We start from the raw sequence: 16,780 nt of genomic DNA, 5'->3' as shown, positions 1-16,780 counted from the left end.
GGGAAGATGAAATTATAGATTTCTTCCTCATTCTTTCAGACGGCCTTTGTTCCTACCTCAATTCGGCTCAGCCATTTCCAACGCTTGTTTGATGTCCACAGCCACAACACGCGATACGCCTTTTTCCTGCATGGTTACGCCGACGAGTTGTTCTGCCATTTCCATGGTCAGGCGGTTGTGGGAGATGTAGAGGAACTGGGTTTGCGCCGACATTTCTTTGACCAGGTTGCAGAAACGCGAGGTGTTGGCGTCGTCCAGCGGGGCGTCGACTTCGTCCAGAAGGCAGAAGGGGGCGGGGTTGAGGCTGAACAGGGCGAACACGAGGCTCATGGCGGTGAGGGCTTTTTCGCCGCCGGAGAGGAGGTGGATAGTGCTGTTTTTCTTGCCGGGCGGGCGCGCCATGATGGACACGCCGGCGGTCAGGAGGTCGTCGCCTATCATCTTGAGGGTGGCTTCGCCGCCGCCGAACAGGGTCGGGAAGAAGGTTTGGACTTTGCCGTTGACGGCATCGAAGGTTTCTTTGAAACGCTCTTTGGTTTTGTCGTCGATTTGGGCGATGGCTTCTTCCAAAAGGGTGATGGCGGCCTGCACGTCTTCGCTTTGGCTGCGGTAGTAGCCGTCGCGTTCGCGCGCTTCTTCAAGTTCTTGCAGGGAGGCAAGGTTGACGGCGCCGAGGGCTTCGATTTGCTGGGTGAGGCTGCCGATGCTGGTGTTCAATACTTTCGGCGATTCTTTCGCCAATGCTTCGAGCGCGTCCAAATCGGCGGCGCGTTCGGTCAGGTTTTGATGGTAGCGTTTGGCGTTAATCAGGGCTTCCTGCTGTTGCAACAGAGCGGTTTGGGTCGCGGCCTGAAGCTGCGGCAGCTTGGTTTGCAGGGTTTGTACGCGGGCGTATTGCTCCCTGCCCTGCTCCTGAATCTGCGCGAGTTTCTCCTGTACGACGATATATTCTTCATCCAAAGTCTGTACGGCTTCGCTTAATTCTTCGAGCTTGATGTGCTGCTCGTCGTTTTGGAACTCGGTTTCATAGGCGAGGGCAAGTTCTTGTTGGCGTTCCTGCCAGTCGAAGGTTTGCTGTTCAAGCTGGGCGATTTGCTGCTGGTAGTTTTGTTTTTGCTGGTTGAGCTTGTGGACGGCGACTTCGGCCAGCCCGTATTGGCGGTTGGCTTCCAACAGGGCAAGCTGCGCCTGTTTCAGACGACCTTGCTGCTCTTGGCGGCTATGTGCGGTGGTTTGCTGTTGGTGTTCGAGTTCGGCGGCGGCTTCCTGCAAAGTAACGATGTCGTCTGAAAGCCCGTCGGACGTGTGTTGCAATACGGTCTGTTCTTTCGCCAACTGCGCCAGTTCGCGCTCGATGTGTTCGCGGCGGATTTGCCCTTGGTTGGTGCGCGCCAAGAGTTCGGCGGCGCGTTGCTGCGCTTGACTGTATTGGCGCGTGTGCTGCTGTTGCTGCTGCATCAGGTTTTTGTGCTGCGTTTCGGACGAGCGCACGGCAACCTCCGCCTGTTTGAACGCGGCTTCGGCGGCAGAAAGTTCGGGGGCGAGGCTTTCCAGTTCGGACGCGATGCCGTCGAGACGCGCTTTTTGGGTAATCAGGCTTTCCTGCGCAGGTTTGGCATAAAGCAGGACGCTGACTTTATCGACCTGATGGCCTTCGGGCGTAAGCCAGATTTGATGTGCGCTCAAATCGCTTTGATGCGCGAGGGCGTAGCTCAAATCGGGCGCGCACAATATGCCGTCAAGCCAGTGGTGCAATGCCGTCTGAAACGGCGGCTGCGCTTGGATTTGGTTCAGCAATGCCTGTACGGGCAGGGATTTCTTGATACCGCCGGAGAGGTCGTCTGAAAGCCATGCAGCCTGCCCCTGCGGCAAAGGCGTGGGGGGAACGAAGCTGTGCGGTACGGAGCGGGCGTGCAGGCGTTCGGCAAGGATGACGGACAAGGCGTGCTGCCACTCGGCGGGTGCGATGATGTGTTGCCACAGTTGCGGCGCGGTGGCGTGGTCGGTTGCCTGCCAGAAGTCGGCGGCTTCCTGCTGTTGCGACAGGATTTGCGACAACGCCTGCTGCTGCGCCTGCAAGGTGATGTGTTGCTGCTTCAGGCTTTGGAAGCGGTTTGAGGCCGTCTGAAACGCTTCGCGGGCGGCGTGTAGGGCTTCTTCGGCGGCAATGATTTGTTCTTCGTAATGCTCTTGCTGGCTTTGCAACAAGGCGGAGGCTTCCTGCGCGGCGGCGGTCTCGGCTTCGTCGGGCAGGTTCAGGGCTTGGTTTTCCTGTTTCAGACGACCTTTGCGCTCTTCGTGTTTGGCAACGGTTTGTTCGGCATGGGTAAGCTGCTGCTGTTTCAACGCCAGTTCGCGGCGGATGCGGTTTGCCTCGTCCTGCTGGGTTTGGAAGGCGGCGTTGAGCGTGGCTTGTGCTTCTTCCAATTCGGGCAGACGCTCTTCGTGTTCGGCAACCTGCATCGCCCATTCCGCCAACTCGGTTTGCTTTTCTTCGACCTGCAACTCGTTTTCTTCCAGCTTGACGCGGATTTGCTGCTGTTCTTGATGGATGCGCTGCAACTGCGCCTGCGCTGCCTGCTTGTCGCGTTCGATGCGTTGGTGCAGGTTTTGCTGATGGCGGATTTGTTCTTCCAAACGGGCAATCTGCTCGCGCAACACACCGCGTTTGTTGCTCAATTCATGTACCGCCTGCTGTTGCGACTGTTCGGCGGTCTGCAAGGTGTGTACTTCGTCGTTTAATGCCTGAACCTGCGCGGCGGTTTCGTCCTGCTGCGCCTGCAAAGACTGATGCTGCGCGGTCGCTTTGTCGGCAGCGGCAAGCGATTGCTGCCATTGGGCGTAATCGAGCAAATCCTGTTGCTGGTTCAACTGCGCGGTCAGGGATTTGTAGCGTTCGGCGGTTTCCGCCTGTTTCTCGAGCTTTTCCACCTGACGCGCCAACTCGTTCTGCAAATCGCCCAAACGCTGTAAATGCTCGCGTGTGCCTTTCAGACGGCCTTCCGTCTCCTTACGGCGTTCCTTATATTTGGACACGCCCGCCGCCTCCTCGATATAGGCGCGCAACTCCTCCGGCCGCGCTTCGATGATGCGTGAAATCATCCCCTGCTCGATGACGGCATAACCGCGCGCGCCCACGCCCGTACCCAGAAACAAATCAGTAATGTCGCGGCGGCGCACGGTCTGATTGTTGATGAAATAAGTCGATTCTCCCTGACGCGTTAGCTGTCGCTTGATGCTCACCTCGGCATACTGCCCCCACGCCCCCTGCAAACTGTGGTCGCTGTTGTCAAACACCAGCTCCACCGAAGCCCTCGGCGCAGGACGGCGCGTCGCCGCACCGTTAAAAATCACGTCCTGCATACTCTCGCCGCGAAGCTGCTTCGCCGAAGCCTCGCCCAACACCCAGCGCACCGCGTCAATCACATTCGACTTGCCGCAGCCGTTCGGCCCGATGACCGCAACAAGCTGCCCCGGCACATGAATCGTAGTCGGGTCGGTAAAAGATTTGAAGCCGGAGAGTTTGATGTGGGTAAGGCGCATGGCAATGTTTCGAATCGGAAAAGAAGGCGTATTTTAACGGAAATACGCTTATCCGTTGAGAGAAAAGCATCCATAAAGTCCGACTGCTTTTTTATCTTCAAAAGGCCGTCTGAAAAGTTTGTTAAAAAGAAACAGACTAGCTATAGAACTCACTAAAATATTCAAAATAAATTCATATAAAACAATTAACTAAGAAAATATCCACCCAACCATCTTCCCTTTGATTAATTTTTGTACAGAAATGCAAACAAACTGTTTATTTTTTTATGATTTATGGTTATTATCAGATATTAAAGGTTTAAAAATCAGATAAACGATCTCTCCGACCTTTTAATCAAGCGAATAACCATACAGGGAATCTCATGTCAAACATCCAAACCAAACTTAAAACCATCGTTTTTACAGCCATCAGCGCAGCCATCTTGTCCGCATGCGGTGGTGGCGGAGGCGGCGGTTCATCTGCTTTAAGCACCGGCGCAACTCCTACCAATAATACCGGCAACTCTGCTGGCAACAATGGCAATCCTGCCAACAACAGCAATGCCAACACTCCGAAAGCTCCGTCTACTACGCTTACTAACAGTGCCGACAACCTTGCCGAACTGACCGATGAAGCTCCAATCGATCCGGCCAACGTTACCCAGCCTTTGCACACACATTTCATCTCTTCCAAAGGTGCACAGCAATCCAACCCTAACGTACAAATCCGCAAAGATGCCGCAGGCAAAATGTTCCAAACGGACAATCAAGACCGCAACCAAAATGGTCTGATCAGTTCTATTGACTTTAACAGCAATGATGAAGTCAAAATGGACGGCGTTGTATTATTTAATAAGACCTCTAATGGCAACGCAACCCAACCTACATGGACAAGTTACGCTTCTGTTATTGCCAAAGTATATTCAAAAGGCAATACTCAAACTGATGTCAGCGAACAAACGGGCAAGGAGAAAAATACCGAATTCGCATACGGCAAATCAACTTTGGATGACAAAATTGCTGAAGATTATAAAAAATTAAAGGCTGAAGAAGAAAAGCTTGAAAAAGAAGAAAATCCAGAAGCAGGTCCAGTTAACAATAAAAAAGTAACGGAAATCAAAGCAAAGATTGAAGAATTAAAGACTTCACACGCTAAAAATCTTGAAAATCGAACTAAACTAGCAGAAATTAATGAGAATGTTAGCAATAATCTAGCCTATTTCCGTCCAGACCAAGATGGCTTGGTATTCGACAAACAATTCGACGGTGTCTATGTCATCAATTTTGGCGATGGCACAGAAATTGTGTTGCATGATCCTTCTGCGGCCGGCTGGACATATCAAACCTTCGCGCATTACACCGACCCTAAAGGACATGTATACCAAGGCTACCAAAGCCTGGGCGATGAAACTGTCTTCACGACCCTGCCTGCTAAAGGTACAGCCACCTACAAAGGTATTTCTACTGCCTATGTGGTTACCGATAATAACAATCGTCAGTTGACTTCCAATGTCATGGCTATCGTTGATTTCGGCCTCAAAGGTATCCGTTTTGAAACATCAAACTCACACTTCCATACTTTGGAAAATGGTAAGCGCGTATCCAAAGCAGATAAAAACTACGATTTCAAAGGTACGGCAAGCTGGAAAGACGGCAACCTCTTCTCCGGCAAAGTCAGCACGGCCGATGACAAGTTAAGTGGCAACCTGAACGGCAAATTTTACGGCCCCAATGCTGCAGAAATTGGCGGCACTTACGGCTTGAAAAACAAAGATGCAACCGAACACTTAATCGGTGGCTATGGCGCGAAACGTCAATAAATCTACCTAAATAAAAAGGCCGTCTGAAGTTTCAGACGGTCTTTTGTTTTTTAACTTGGATTACACCGATACGGCTGCTTTGATGTGCGGATGCGGATCGTAGCCTTCCAATTCGAAGTCTTCAAATTTGAAGGCAAACAAGTCTTTGACTTCAGGGTTGATTTTCATGGTCGGCAGTTTTCGGAAATCACGGCTTAATTGCAGCTGGGCCTGCTCGATATGGTTGCTGTACAAATGCGCATCGCCAAACGTATGGATAAACTCACCGGCTTCCAGGCCGCACACTTGCGCCATCATCATGGTCAACAATGCGTAGCTGGCGATGTTGAACGGTACACCAAGGAAAATATCGGCGCTGCGTTGGTAAAGTTGGCAGGACAGTTTGCCGTTGGCAACGTAAAACTGAAACAGCGCGTGGCAAGGTGGTAAGGCCATTTCGTCGACCAAAGCCGGATTCCATGCCGATACAATCAGACGGCGCGAGTCGGGATTTTTCTTGATTTGTTCCACCACGTTGGCAATTTGGTCGATATGGCGGCCGTCGGGTGCAGGCCAACTGCGCCATTGGTAGCCGTAAACCGGGCCTAAATCGCCGTTTTCATCCGCCCATTCGTCCCAAATAGACACATTGTTGTCTTTCAGGTATTTGATGTTGGTATCGCCTTTAAGAAACCAAAGCAGCTCATGAATAATCGAGCGCAGATGCAGTTTTTTGGTGGTCAATAGCGGAAAGCCTTCACTCAAATCAAAACGCATTTGGTAACCGAACACGGAACGCGTGCCGGTGCCGGTACGGTCGGATTTGTCGATACCATTGTCGAGAACATGGCGCATAAGGTCGTGATAGGCTTTCATGTGTTTCCTTAATGTATGTGTTGTGGGAATTTCTTGTGTATTGTACCGAATTTTCAGACGGCCTGCCTCTCTGTCTTCAATGGGGCAACCTTCCCCATATTCGCGTAGTACACTCATTAACAATGTTGACAATTCAGCGCTAATTTACACAAATTTATGAGCTGAATTAAATTTTTACAAAAAAATTTTCAACATTTTCTAGTTTAATTACTCGGTATTTTATTTTTATTTAAATCTATTTAATAAAATATTTTTATATATTTTTAATTGAATTTAAAATATAATTCCATTTTTACAAATTGGTAAAAAAATAATGTCAACAATCTAGGTAAAATTTTTCTTGGCAAGTAAAATTTTTACAGCTATATTTCAAAACATAAATATTGAAATATCTCACTCAATAGGAGTAGAAAAATGACTGACCTGAACACCCTGTTTACCAATCTTAAACAACGCAACCCCAACCAAGAACCCTTCCACCAAGCTGTTGAAGAAGTGTTCATGAGTTTGGATCCGTTTTTGGCGAAAAACCCGAAATACACCCAACAAAGCCTACTTGAGCGTATTGTTGAACCGGAGCGCGTGATTATGTTCCGCGTCACTTGGATGGACGACAAAGGCCAAGTCCAAGTCAACCGCGGCTACCGCATTCAAATGAGCTCCGCCATCGGCCCTTACAAAGGCGGCTTACGCTTCCACCCGACCGTCGATTTGGGCGTGTTGAAATTCCTCGCTTTTGAACAAGTCTTCAAAAACGCGCTGACCACCCTGCCTATGGGCGGCGGCAAAGGCGGTTCCGACTTTGATCCTAAAGGCAAATCCGATGCCGAAGTAATGCGCTTCTGCCAAGCCTTTATGACCGAACTCTACCGCCACATCGGCGCCGATACCGACGTTCCTGCCGGCGACATCGGCGTAGGCGGCCGCGAAATCGGCTATCTGTTCGGCCAATACAAAAAAATCCGCAACGAATTTGCTTCCGTCCTGACCGGCAAAGGCCTCGAATGGGGCGGCAGCCTGATTCGCCCTGAAGCCACCGGCTACGGCTGCGTGTATTTTGCCCAAGCCATGTTGGAAACCCGCAACGACAGCATTGAAGGCAAACGCGTGTTGATTTCCGGCTCCGGTAACGTGGCGCAATACGCTGCCGAAAAAGCCATCCAACTGGGTGCAAAAGTATTGACCGTTTCCGACTCCAACGGCTTTGTCCTCTTCCCTGATAGCGGTATGACCGAAGCGCAACTGGCCGCTTTGATCGAGCTGAAAGAAGTACGCCGCGAACGCGTGGCCACTTACGCCAAAGAACAAGGCCTGCAATACTTTGAAAACCAAAAACCGTGGAACATTGCGGCCGAAGTTGCCCTGCCTTGCGCCACCCAAAACGAATTGGATGTAGACGCTGCCAAAATCCTGCTGGCAAACGGTTGCTATGTGGTTGCCGAAGGTGCGAACATGCCGTCAACTTTAGGCGCAGTCGAACAATTTATCAAAGCCGGCATCCTCTACGCTCCGGGCAAAGCCTCCAACGCCGGCGGCGTAGCAACTTCAGGTTTGGAAATGAGCCAAAACGCCATCCGCCTGTCTTGGACCCGTGAAGAAGTCGACCAACGCCTGTTCGACATCATGCACAACATCCACGAATCCTGCCTGAAATACGGCAAAGTCGGCGATAAAGTAAACTATGTCAACGGTGCGAACATTGCCGGTTTTGTCAAAGTAGCCGATGCTATGTTGGCACAAGGTTTCTAAACCTCTATCCAGCCAAACCAAAGGCCGTCTGTTTTCAGACGGCCTTTTTCTTTTCATGCAAATTTTATACGCCCAAATAACCTTCCCTGCTGGAAAGCCATCTTGCCAAATGCGCTTCGACGATTTCAGGGTTTTGTTCGATTAACATGGGCGCGATTTCGCGCGCTTGTTCCAAGAGGTGCAGGTCTTCTTCAAGATTGGCAAAACGCAGCATGGGGACGCCACTTTGGCGCGCGCCGAGAAATTCGCCGGGGCCGCGAATGTTGAGGTCTTGGTGGGCGATTTCGAAGCCGTCGGTGTGTTCGTAGATGACTTTCAGCCGCGCTTTAGCGAGTTCGCTCAAGGGTTCGGCAAACAGGAGGACGCACACGCTTTCTGCCGCGCCGCGCCCTACCCGCCCGCGTAATTGGTGCAGCTGCGCCAAGCCCATGCGTTCGGCGTGTTCGATCACCATCAGGGCGGCGTTGGGTACATCTACGCCGACTTCGATGACGGTGGTGGCGACCAAGACGTTCAGATGGCCTGCGGCAAACTGAGCCATGACTTCGGCTTTTTCGGCGGCCTTCATGCGCCCGTGTACCAAGCCGATGTTGAGTTCGGGCAAGGCTGCCTGAAGCTGGGCTAGGGTTTCGGTGGCGGTTTGCAGTTGCAGGGTTTCGCTTTCTTCAATCAGCGGGCAGACCCAGTATGCCTGCTGTCCTTTGCGGCAGATGTTGAGGACGAAGCCTTCGACTTCGGCGCGGCGGATGTTGTTGACTAGGCGGGTTTTAATCGGGGTGCGCCCGGGCGGCAATTCGTCGATGACGGACACGTCCAAGTCGGCGAAGAAACTCATGGCGAGCGTGCGCGGGATGGGCGTGGCGGACATCATCAGCTGGTGGACGTCGCGCCCTTTGCTTTTGAGGGCGAGACGTTGGGCAACGCCGAACCGGTGTTGTTCGTCCACAATCACCAAGCCCAGATTTTGGAACTCGACGTCGTCTGAAAACAGGGCGTGCGTGCCGACGGCGATTTTGACGGTGCCATCGGCGAGTTTGGCTTTGGCTTCATCTTTGGCTTTTTTGCGCTGGCTGCCGGAAAGCCAAACGACTTCAAGGCCTAACGGCTCAAGCCATTGTTTGAACTTGATAAAATGCTGTTCTGCAAGGATTTCAGTTGGTGCCATTACAGCCACCTGCGCGCCAGATTCAATGGCGGTCAAAGCAGACAAGGCGGCAACGATGGTTTTGCCACTGCCGACATCGCCTTGCAGCAGGCGGTGCATGGGGTGGGTTTGCGCCATATCGCGGCAGATTTCGGACACGACTCTTTCTTGGGCATCGGTCAGGGCAAACGGTAAGGCGTGGCGCAAGGCTTGAGTCAATATGCCGTCGCCGCCCAATGCCGTGGCTGAGCCGCTGACACGCTTCTGCCGCGCCAAGCGCATGGAAAGCTGTTGCGCCAAAAGTTCGTCGAATTTAAGCCGCTGCCATGCGGGTAGCGCGCCGTCGGAAAGCTGGTGGATGGTGAAACTCGGCGGCGGCGAATGCAAAAGGCGCAGGCTTTCGGCAAGGTGCGGTAGTTTCAGACGACTCAATAAGGCATCGGGCAGCGTGTCGTGTAGCGGCGTAACGTCCAACGCCGTCTGAATGATGCGACGCAAAGTGGGCTGGTTCAAACCATTTACGGTCGGATAAATCGGCGTGAGGCTTTCCGCCAAACCGCTGCTCTCGGCATCGCGGATTTTGGGATGAATCATCTCGTCGCCGTGAAACCCGTGTTTGATTTCGCCCACGGCTCGGATGCGTTTGCCGACCGCCATCTGTTTCTGGTTGCTGGCGTAAAAGTGGATGAAACGCAAAAAAAGGACGCTGCCGGAACCGTCGGCGATTTGGACAATCAGCTGCTTGCGCGGTTTGAACGTGACTTCCTGATGGATGACCTCGCCCTCAACCTGACACGGCACGCCGATCGGCGCATCCTTAATCGGCATGATGTGCGTCTCGTCCTCGTAACGCAGCGGCAGGTGCAACACCAAATCCCATGCGGTATGGAGGTTGAGTTTTTCGAGCTTCTTAGCAGAGACATCGGTAATTTTGAGCTGTTTTTGGGTTTCGGGCGTCATCTTAAAAGGCAGCTGATTGAAAGTTTGCTGTATTTTATCCGAAAACAAAAAGGCCGTCTGAACGCAATGTTTCAGACGGCCTTCAAAGCTGAATACTTGAAACGAATTAATATTTGAAAATACGCCGGCTATCGAATCAACTTCAGCCATTGTTAGGAAACAGCTTTCAAAAAAGAAGGATATTCAACCCATACTTTTATGAATTTAGCCAATAATGTTTACATACCCAATCATTATCCATTCTCTCTAGAAATGCCAATCCAATTTCAGTTTAACTGTCCGCGGTTCGCCATAGAAATTGTTTTGACCTCGCGTACGGTTGTAGTTATTTTCAAAATACGTCCTGTCAGCCAGGTTAGTTCCTATCAGGCTGATTCTGCCGTGTTTGTGAAAGTCATATTGAACAAAGCCATCTATAAGTCCGTAGCCTCCTTGGCGAATATTGTAAAGGCTACTTGTACGACTTTGTGCAGATATTCCGCCACCCAAGGTTAACTTAGTTTGAGGCAAGCGGTAGCTTGTACCGAGGCGGAACATATGTACCGGCGTGAAGTTACTGAAGTTATACGGGTCGGCAGTCGTATTTTTCTCCAACCGCTCCGCATTGACTTCTGCCGCATTTTTATACTTACTTTTGTTATATGTGTAGCCAACAAAAATACGCCAGTTTTCCGACAATTCGCCAGCCAATTCAAGTTCTGCACCGCTGCTCTTAACCTTACCCACAGGTTTAGCGATGGTTTGGAATGAGCCTCCGTTACTACTAGTATCAGGAACAAATCCGAAATCGACAACGGTACGGTTTTTCTGCTGTAAAACAAACAAGGCAAGCGAAGCATTCAGACGGCCTTGCAAGAACGACCCTTTCCAACCTATTTCATAGTTAGTCCCGATGAGTGGTGGAAGAACGGATTTGCTGGTTACATCAACGTTATCCTGTTGTTTAAAAATCTTAGTATAGCTGGCATACAAGCTTTGTTGCGGTGTCAGGTCGTAGGTAATGCCAGCATATGGCGTAAACCTATGGCTTTGCATTTTTGAGGTGTAATGCTCTTTGTCGATTTTGTTACTGCTCTCAGTTTGGAATGCCGTAGCAGGCTGGCCGTAGCGTACAGGCATTTCTTTGGCTTGTGTGGTTTCATAGCGCGTATAGTGCATACCACCCAAGAGATGCAGACGGTTGGTCGCATTAAAGCGCGTGCTGACAGTCAAAGAATGTGTTTTATTCGTGTTAAGGTATTTCGAATAATTGTATAACGCCGGAACATGATCATCTGCAACCTGAACAGTTTTCCACAGCGGTATTTTCAGATATTGGTTTGCCCATTTCAAATTTCCCTCTTCATCCCGCTCCTGTATTTTGTTTCCATTTGCATCCAATTCATAAACAGGATCTTGCACCATTACGCGCTCACCATTGTCGTTGACTGTCCAGACAGGCTTGCCCTCCGCATCCAAACGGGGAGTATATTTGGTAACATGCGCGCCACTGCATTCCGGCACATAGATTTTGTTATTACCTTTTTCGTTATAAATATGCCAATCTGGTTCGACAATGCCTTTTTCTAAAGGATTACGCTCCGGACCATCGGGATGAATGCCGCAACTGCCTGCACCTGCATAACCTTGAGGACGGACAAAATAACGGTTTTGATATATTTCCGTATAGGCAGAACGGATTTTTTCATTGTTATACGCATAGCCGACAAAGAAATCATGTTCACGCCCAAGCAGGCGGTAGTTACCTGTCAGATCCAGCTTAAAGCCCCATTGCACATCATGTTTGGTATAGTGCAACGGCATGAAGTTGTAACGGCGGTTGTATGTGTGGCGAAGATTGTATGCTGAGTCGTATAGACGGTTGGGAAACAGGCCTTCTGCATTGTTAATAATGCCTTGCTTTGCAAGCTCCTTATCAACAAACTCTTTTTTATCTACTTCTACACCCGGATCCTGCCAGTCGTTGCACAGGAAATCCAAACCAATGTCCTGCATACATTGATCAAAACCTGCCCGACGTGCTGCCGCTCTTTGGGAGCGATATTGTTCAAAAGCAGATGCATCGAAACGATGGGCAACATAATCTGCTTTTTTCTCTTCATATGTTTTAGTGACACCATCACGATATTCTTTTAATTTTGCCAACGCCTTGTCTTTAGGCTCAAAAGGAATAACCTCCCCCTTCTCGGTTAAGAAACCCGTTGCCTCAGATGCTGAAATACCTGCCGCGTGTTCGTTTTTCAGAAAAAATTGTCCGACTTTGGCATCTGAATCATTATGCGTATAAGAAATTTCTGCATTGAGTTGCCATCCATTGTCAAAGACATGTTTGAAACCGGAAAAAATATTGTATTTATCAGCATTCAGGCGTGACCATGAGGTTTCACCCAAATAAGTTTTACGTGGCAATTTCAAAGGATTGTTACAGGCAGGACTGGAGCTGAAGGCCGCAGTTTTTTGATCCTCACAAGGTAAAATCACGCCGGCAAAATCGGGAATGTCTTTATTTTTCTGATAAGTGCCGCCCAATGTCAGCATACTGTTATCACTCAAATCCGTATCGATCACGCCATAAACCATGTCTTTCTTGTTCCATACACCCTCTTTAAAAGAACGGTGGTCCTCATGAACACCAACCAGCCTACCGCGTACCGTATGTTCATTATTCAAGCTTCCAGATACATCCAAAGCCAAACGCTTGCTGCCCCTATGGTCAGTGCTGATTTCACCTGTATGCTTAAACAGAGCTGTTGGCCGCTTACGGATTAAATTAATGGTTCCACCCGGTTCGGAATTGGATTGAGTAAGACCGGTTGCACCTCTAACAACCTCAATGTGATCATAAACAGCAAGGTCTGTGCTCGGTGAGACATCGATTTTTGCCGTATAGCCCGAACGTCCAGACACATTCGTGGTAATACCGTCTTCACCAATCTGATCAACATAGAAACCACGAGACAAAAAACGAGTTTGTAGACCCGAATCCCGAACCACGTTGATTCCCGTAGTGTTTTTCATTGCCTCTTCTAAAGAATATATTGCTTTATCATCTAGCTGCCGACGCGTCATTACGCTCACCGACTGCGGCGTATCCTTACCTGAAATACGCAAGCCAGTCGCCGTTGCCATCGTTCCGATTGTATAAGACTGACTGCGCTCGGTATTCCTTTGTGCCTGCCGTTTGCCACTGACCTTGACCGTATCCATGTCTACATGTTCCACTTCTTGATGTCCCGTATCTGCAAAAACAGTTTGGCAAGGCAGCACTAATAACAAACAAATTGTTTTCATTTGAAAATCAGGTTTCACAACTATTTCCTTAATTAATAGAATCTATTTATCTGCTAGATAAAAATTACAATTTATTGATTTTAAATGGTATATAACCTATAAAATTTAAAATTAGATCGTAATGATAAACGATATCATTATATACTTATTGCATTAATATATGAACTTTTTGTTATAGATTTTTTCTTATGTCCTGATTTTTAGATAAAAAAAGGCCGTCTGAACGCAATGTTTCAGACGGCCTCAATTTAGGTATAACGCGATTAAGCGTTAGCTTCCTGTTGTTGTTGGTAGATTGCTTCGAAGTTGATCGGAGCGAGTAATACAGGTGGGAAGCCGGCGCGGGTTACGCTGTTGGAAATGGCTTCGCGTGCGTAAGGGAACAGGATGTTTGGACAAGCAACGCCCAGCAGCAGTTGTACGTCTTCTTCAGGAATGTTTTCCAGACGGAAGATGCCGCTTTGGGTAACTTCGTTCAAGAACATGGTGCGCTCTTCGTTCAGTTTGGCAGTCACGGTAACGGTAACGTCAACGCTGTAGAAGCCGTCTTCCAGTTTGGTGTTGCCGGTAGAAACGCGCATATCGACTTCAGGCTCGCCTTGTTCCAAGAAGATTTGTGGTGCATGAGGCACTTCCAAAGACAAGTCTTTTACATACAGACGCTCAACGCTGAATACGGGTTGCAATTCTTCGCTCATTTTATTTTCCTAAGTTAAGGGTTAAGGATTCAGTAATTCGTCCAACTTGCCTTCCTGCTGCAAGCGGTACAAATCGGTAAAGCCACCGACATGGGTGTCGCCGATAAAAATCTGCGGCACGCTGCGCTGGCCGGAAAGCTGCTGCATTTCGGCAAAAACTTCCGGATTGCCGTCGATGCGGATTTCGTTGATTTCTTTCACACCCACCGCCTGCAACAGCCTTTTCGCCATGGTGCAGTACGGGCAATATGGACCGGTATAAACAGTAACGGTTTGCATGATTTCTTCCAAAATACCAATGTTCATGACTATATGGGCATAGGTGTGATTTTACAAGTGTTCCCGCCGTACGGTTGTAAAAAACATTCAGACGGCCTCTTGGCCATAAACATTTGTGCAGATGCGGAAAAACCATAATTAAAGTATGATAAGCGCTTTCGCAGAATGACTTTTGCCATTTGTTTTTTGGAGAAGAACACATCGCAAAAGTTTTTCTATTCAAAATCAGGTATCCCCATGCTTTCAGGAATTCCCATCCCCAAGGACGCCGTGCGTCCGTCCGAAACCGTCCTCGTCAACATCACGCCGCAAGAAACGCGTGTGGCTGTTTTGGAAGAGAACAATATCTGCGAGCTGCACATCGAGCGCAACAGCGGCCATAGCTTGGTTGGCAATATTTATTTGGGCGTCGTCAAACGCGTTCTTCCCGGCATGCAAAGCGCGTTCATCGATATCGGCTTGGAACGTGCCGCGTTTCTGCATATCGTCGACGTCCTTGAACAACGCCGTAATCCGGACGAAACCCAACGCATCGAACATATGCTCTTTGAAGGCCAGTCCGTCTTGGTTCAGGTCATTAAAGACCCCATCAACACCAAAGGCGCGCGCCTTTCCACCCAAATCTCACTGGCCGGCCGTTTCCTCGTCCATCTTCCGCAAGAAGACCACATCGGCATTTCCCAACGCATTGAAGACGATGCCGAACGCAGCAGTTTGAGGGAGCGCCTCAACAACCTGCTGCCCGAAAACGCCTGCCACGGCTACATCATCCGTACCAACGCCGAAAACGCTTCCGATGACCAACTGCAATCAGACATCAACTATCTGACCAAAGTGTGGGAACACATTCAAAAACAGGCGAAAATCCAGCCGCCCGAAACCCTGCTCTATCAAGATTTGCCTTTGAGCCTGCGCGTTTTGCGCGATATGTTCAGCCTCGATACGCACAAAATCCTGGTCGATTCCACTGAAAACCACCGCCGCATGACCCAGTTTGCCGAACAATACGTTCAAGGTGCATTGGGCAGAATCGAGCTGTTCAAAGGCGAACGCCCCCTATTTGAAACCCATAACATCGAGCAGGAAATCGCCCGAGCCCTGCAACCGCGCGTCAACCTCAACTTCGGCAGCTACCTCATCATCGAGTCCACCGAAGCCATGACCACCATCGATGTCAACACAGGCGGCTTTGTCGGCGCGCGCAATTTTGATGAAACCATCTTCCGCACCAACCTCGAAGCCTGCCACACCATCGCCCGCGAACTTCGCCTGCGCAATCTCGGCGGCATCATCATCATCGACTTCATCGATATGGCGCAGGAAGTCCACCGCGAAGCCGTCCTGCAAGAGCTTGCCAAAGCCCTGAGTTTTGACCGCACCCGCGTCACCCTCAACGGTTTTACCAGTCTGGGCCTTGTCGAACTGACCCGCAAACGTTCGCGTGAAAACTTAAGCCAAATCCTCTGCGAACCCTGCCCTTCCTGCCAAGGCCGGGGCCGTCTGAAAACGCCGCAAACCGTGTGCTACGAAATCCAACGCGAAATCGTCCGCGAAGCGCGCCGCTACGATGTCCAAGCCTTCCGCATTTTGGCCGCTCCGAATGTCATCGACTTGTTCCTAGACGAAGAATCACAATCGCTGGCGATGTTGATAGACTTTATCGGCAAACCGATTTCGCTGGCAGTCGAAACCGCCTACACGCAGGAACAATACGATATTGTGTTGCTCTAAAGATAAAAGGCCGTCTGAAAACTTTTCAGACGGCCTTCTTTTTTGAGCAAATAAAGATTACGGTTTCACTACTTTACCGTTGATTTTGACGGAAGTCAGTTTCAAGTTGTAGGTTTTGCCGTCATCGGTATAACTGATTTGCGCAGGGATATTGTCGATATCGGAAGCAAACGAGTAAGTCACGGTATCGTCGCCACGGCGGACGCGATATTTGCTCACAGGCGTTGTACCGCCGTTCAGCTTATAGCTTTCGCTGCCGATTTTGTTCATGCTGCCGACGGTGTACAGTTTTTTACCGTTGGTAATTTTCAAACCTGACGGCAGGCGCACGTCATTGGCGGCCAGTTGCCATGCCAAAGTGAACAAGTCCATGGCTGGGCCGGATTTTTCAGTTTTCAAATCACCTGCTTTGCCGTAAGTGATGTTGCCACCGGAGAATTTGGCCTCGGCATACACTTTGCCGCCGCGTACATCTTTGTAGTAAGACGGATTCAAGGTCGTGCCGTTGATGCTGCCGCCGGATTCAAAGCGGATATTGTAAAGCGGTACTTTGATGGTAGAAACGATTTTGTATTGGTTGCCGCTGCGTGTGAAGGTCATGGTCGCAGGAATACCGTAGCTGCCTGAGTATTGCAAAACGGCAGATTGCGGCAATTCAGCGGCTTGCGCGCCGATGGAGGCTGTAAGTAGGGAAAGTGTCAGCAGGGTTGTTTTAATCGGATTCATGATGT

General features: G+C 49.8%; 10 protein-coding genes. 3 read left to right on the top strand and 7 right to left on the bottom strand.

The genetic code is table 11. The features are described 5' to 3' along the window. Window positions 1–57 precede the first annotated feature (57 nt). Window positions 58–3,543: a chromosome segregation protein SMC gene (gene smc, locus ACTHUR_RS00900; RefSeq protein WP_440361141.1), complete on the bottom strand. Its 3,486-nt coding sequence runs from the start codon at window positions 3,541–3,543 to the stop codon at window positions 58–60. 362 nt (window positions 3,544–3,905) lie between these two features. On the opposite strand from smc, the gene ACTHUR_RS00895 reads away from it, so the two are divergent. Continuing rightward, complete coding sequence (locus ACTHUR_RS00895) at window positions 3,906–5,342, top strand: transferrin-binding protein-like solute binding protein (protein ID WP_004519414.1); 1,437 nt, start codon at window positions 3,906–3,908, stop codon at window positions 5,340–5,342. 60 nt (window positions 5,343–5,402) lie between these two features. Here ACTHUR_RS00895 and ACTHUR_RS00890 read toward each other — a convergent pair whose 3' ends face one another. Continuing rightward, window positions 5,403–6,197, bottom strand: a complete 795-nt coding sequence (locus ACTHUR_RS00890; protein ID WP_039861983.1) for a thymidylate synthase — start codon at window positions 6,195–6,197, stop codon at window positions 5,403–5,405. 414 nt (window positions 6,198–6,611) lie between these two features. Between ACTHUR_RS00890 and gdhA the strand changes: the two genes are divergently transcribed. Further along, the gene (gene gdhA, locus ACTHUR_RS00885; protein ID WP_039861980.1) at window positions 6,612–7,946 is read left to right on the top strand and encodes an NADP-specific glutamate dehydrogenase; all 1,335 of its coding nucleotides are present in this window, start codon (window positions 6,612–6,614) and stop codon (window positions 7,944–7,946) included. 64 nt (window positions 7,947–8,010) lie between these two features. Here gdhA and recG read toward each other — a convergent pair whose 3' ends face one another. The 4 genes from recG to grxC all read right to left on the bottom strand — a co-directional run bounded on the left by recG (window position 8,011) and on the right by grxC (window position 14,318). Next, the gene (gene recG / locus ACTHUR_RS00880; protein ID WP_039862031.1) at window positions 8,011–10,050 is read right to left on the bottom strand and encodes an ATP-dependent DNA helicase RecG; all 2,040 of its coding nucleotides are present in this window, start codon (window positions 10,048–10,050) and stop codon (window positions 8,011–8,013) included. Between the two features lie 246 nt (window positions 10,051–10,296). After that, window positions 10,297–13,341 (bottom strand): TonB-dependent siderophore receptor, encoded by a 3,045-nt coding sequence (locus ACTHUR_RS00875; protein ID WP_004519409.1) that lies wholly within the window; start codon window positions 13,339–13,341, stop codon window positions 10,297–10,299. A 263-nt stretch (window positions 13,342–13,604) separates the two neighbouring features. Beyond that, entirely contained in the window at window positions 13,605–14,039 is a 435-nt protein-coding gene (gene secB / locus ACTHUR_RS00870; RefSeq protein ID WP_003745844.1) for a protein-export chaperone SecB, read from the bottom strand. 21 nt (window positions 14,040–14,060) lie between these two features. Beyond that, a complete protein-coding gene (gene grxC, locus ACTHUR_RS00865; RefSeq protein ID WP_003684090.1) occupies window positions 14,061–14,318 on the bottom strand; it encodes a glutaredoxin 3 in 258 nt (85 codons plus the stop codon). Window positions 14,319–14,555: 237 nt separating this feature from the next. Here grxC and ACTHUR_RS00860 point away from each other — a divergent pair, with 237 nt between their 5' ends. Further along, a complete protein-coding gene (locus tag ACTHUR_RS00860) occupies window positions 14,556–16,049 on the top strand; it encodes an Rne/Rng family ribonuclease (protein ID WP_107858142.1) in 1,494 nt (497 codons plus the stop codon). 57 nt (window positions 16,050–16,106) lie between these two features. Here the strand turns inward: ACTHUR_RS00860 and ACTHUR_RS00855 are convergent, their stop codons facing one another. Then, window positions 16,107–16,775 (bottom strand): DUF3108 domain-containing protein, encoded by a 669-nt coding sequence (locus ACTHUR_RS00855; RefSeq protein ID WP_070461397.1) that lies wholly within the window; start codon window positions 16,773–16,775, stop codon window positions 16,107–16,109. Window positions 16,776–16,780 lie beyond the last annotated feature (5 nt).

The sequence above is a fragment of the Neisseria sp. P0021.S007 genome, from assembly GCF_051956855.1.
This window is presented reverse-complemented; position numbering and strand designations above follow the sequence as displayed.

Coding starts and splice junctions, on each gene's coding strand:
- ACTHUR_RS00895 (WP_004519414.1), top strand. CDS start 3,906: ATGTCAAACATCCAAACCAAACTTAAAACCATCGTTTTTACAGCCATC.
- ACTHUR_RS00855 (WP_070461397.1), bottom strand. CDS start 16,775: ATGAATCCGATTAAAACAACCCTGCTGACACTTTCCCTACTTACAGCC.
- gdhA (WP_039861980.1), top strand. CDS start 6,612: ATGACTGACCTGAACACCCTGTTTACCAATCTTAAACAACGCAACCCC.
- ACTHUR_RS00890 (WP_039861983.1), bottom strand. CDS start 6,197: ATGAAAGCCTATCACGACCTTATGCGCCATGTTCTCGACAATGGTATC.
- ACTHUR_RS00875 (WP_004519409.1), bottom strand. CDS start 13,341: ATGAAAACAATTTGTTTGTTATTAGTGCTGCCTTGCCAAACTGTTTTT.
- grxC (WP_003684090.1), bottom strand. CDS start 14,318: ATGCAAACCGTTACTGTTTATACCGGTCCATATTGCCCGTACTGCACC.
- recG (WP_039862031.1), bottom strand. CDS start 10,050: ATGACGCCCGAAACCCAAAAACAGCTCAAAATTACCGATGTCTCTGCT.
- smc (WP_440361141.1), bottom strand. CDS start 3,543: ATGCGCCTTACCCACATCAAACTCTCCGGCTTCAAATCTTTTACCGAC.
- ACTHUR_RS00860 (WP_107858142.1), top strand. CDS start 14,556: ATGCTTTCAGGAATTCCCATCCCCAAGGACGCCGTGCGTCCGTCCGAA.
- secB (WP_003745844.1), bottom strand. CDS start 14,039: ATGAGCGAAGAATTGCAACCCGTATTCAGCGTTGAGCGTCTGTATGTA.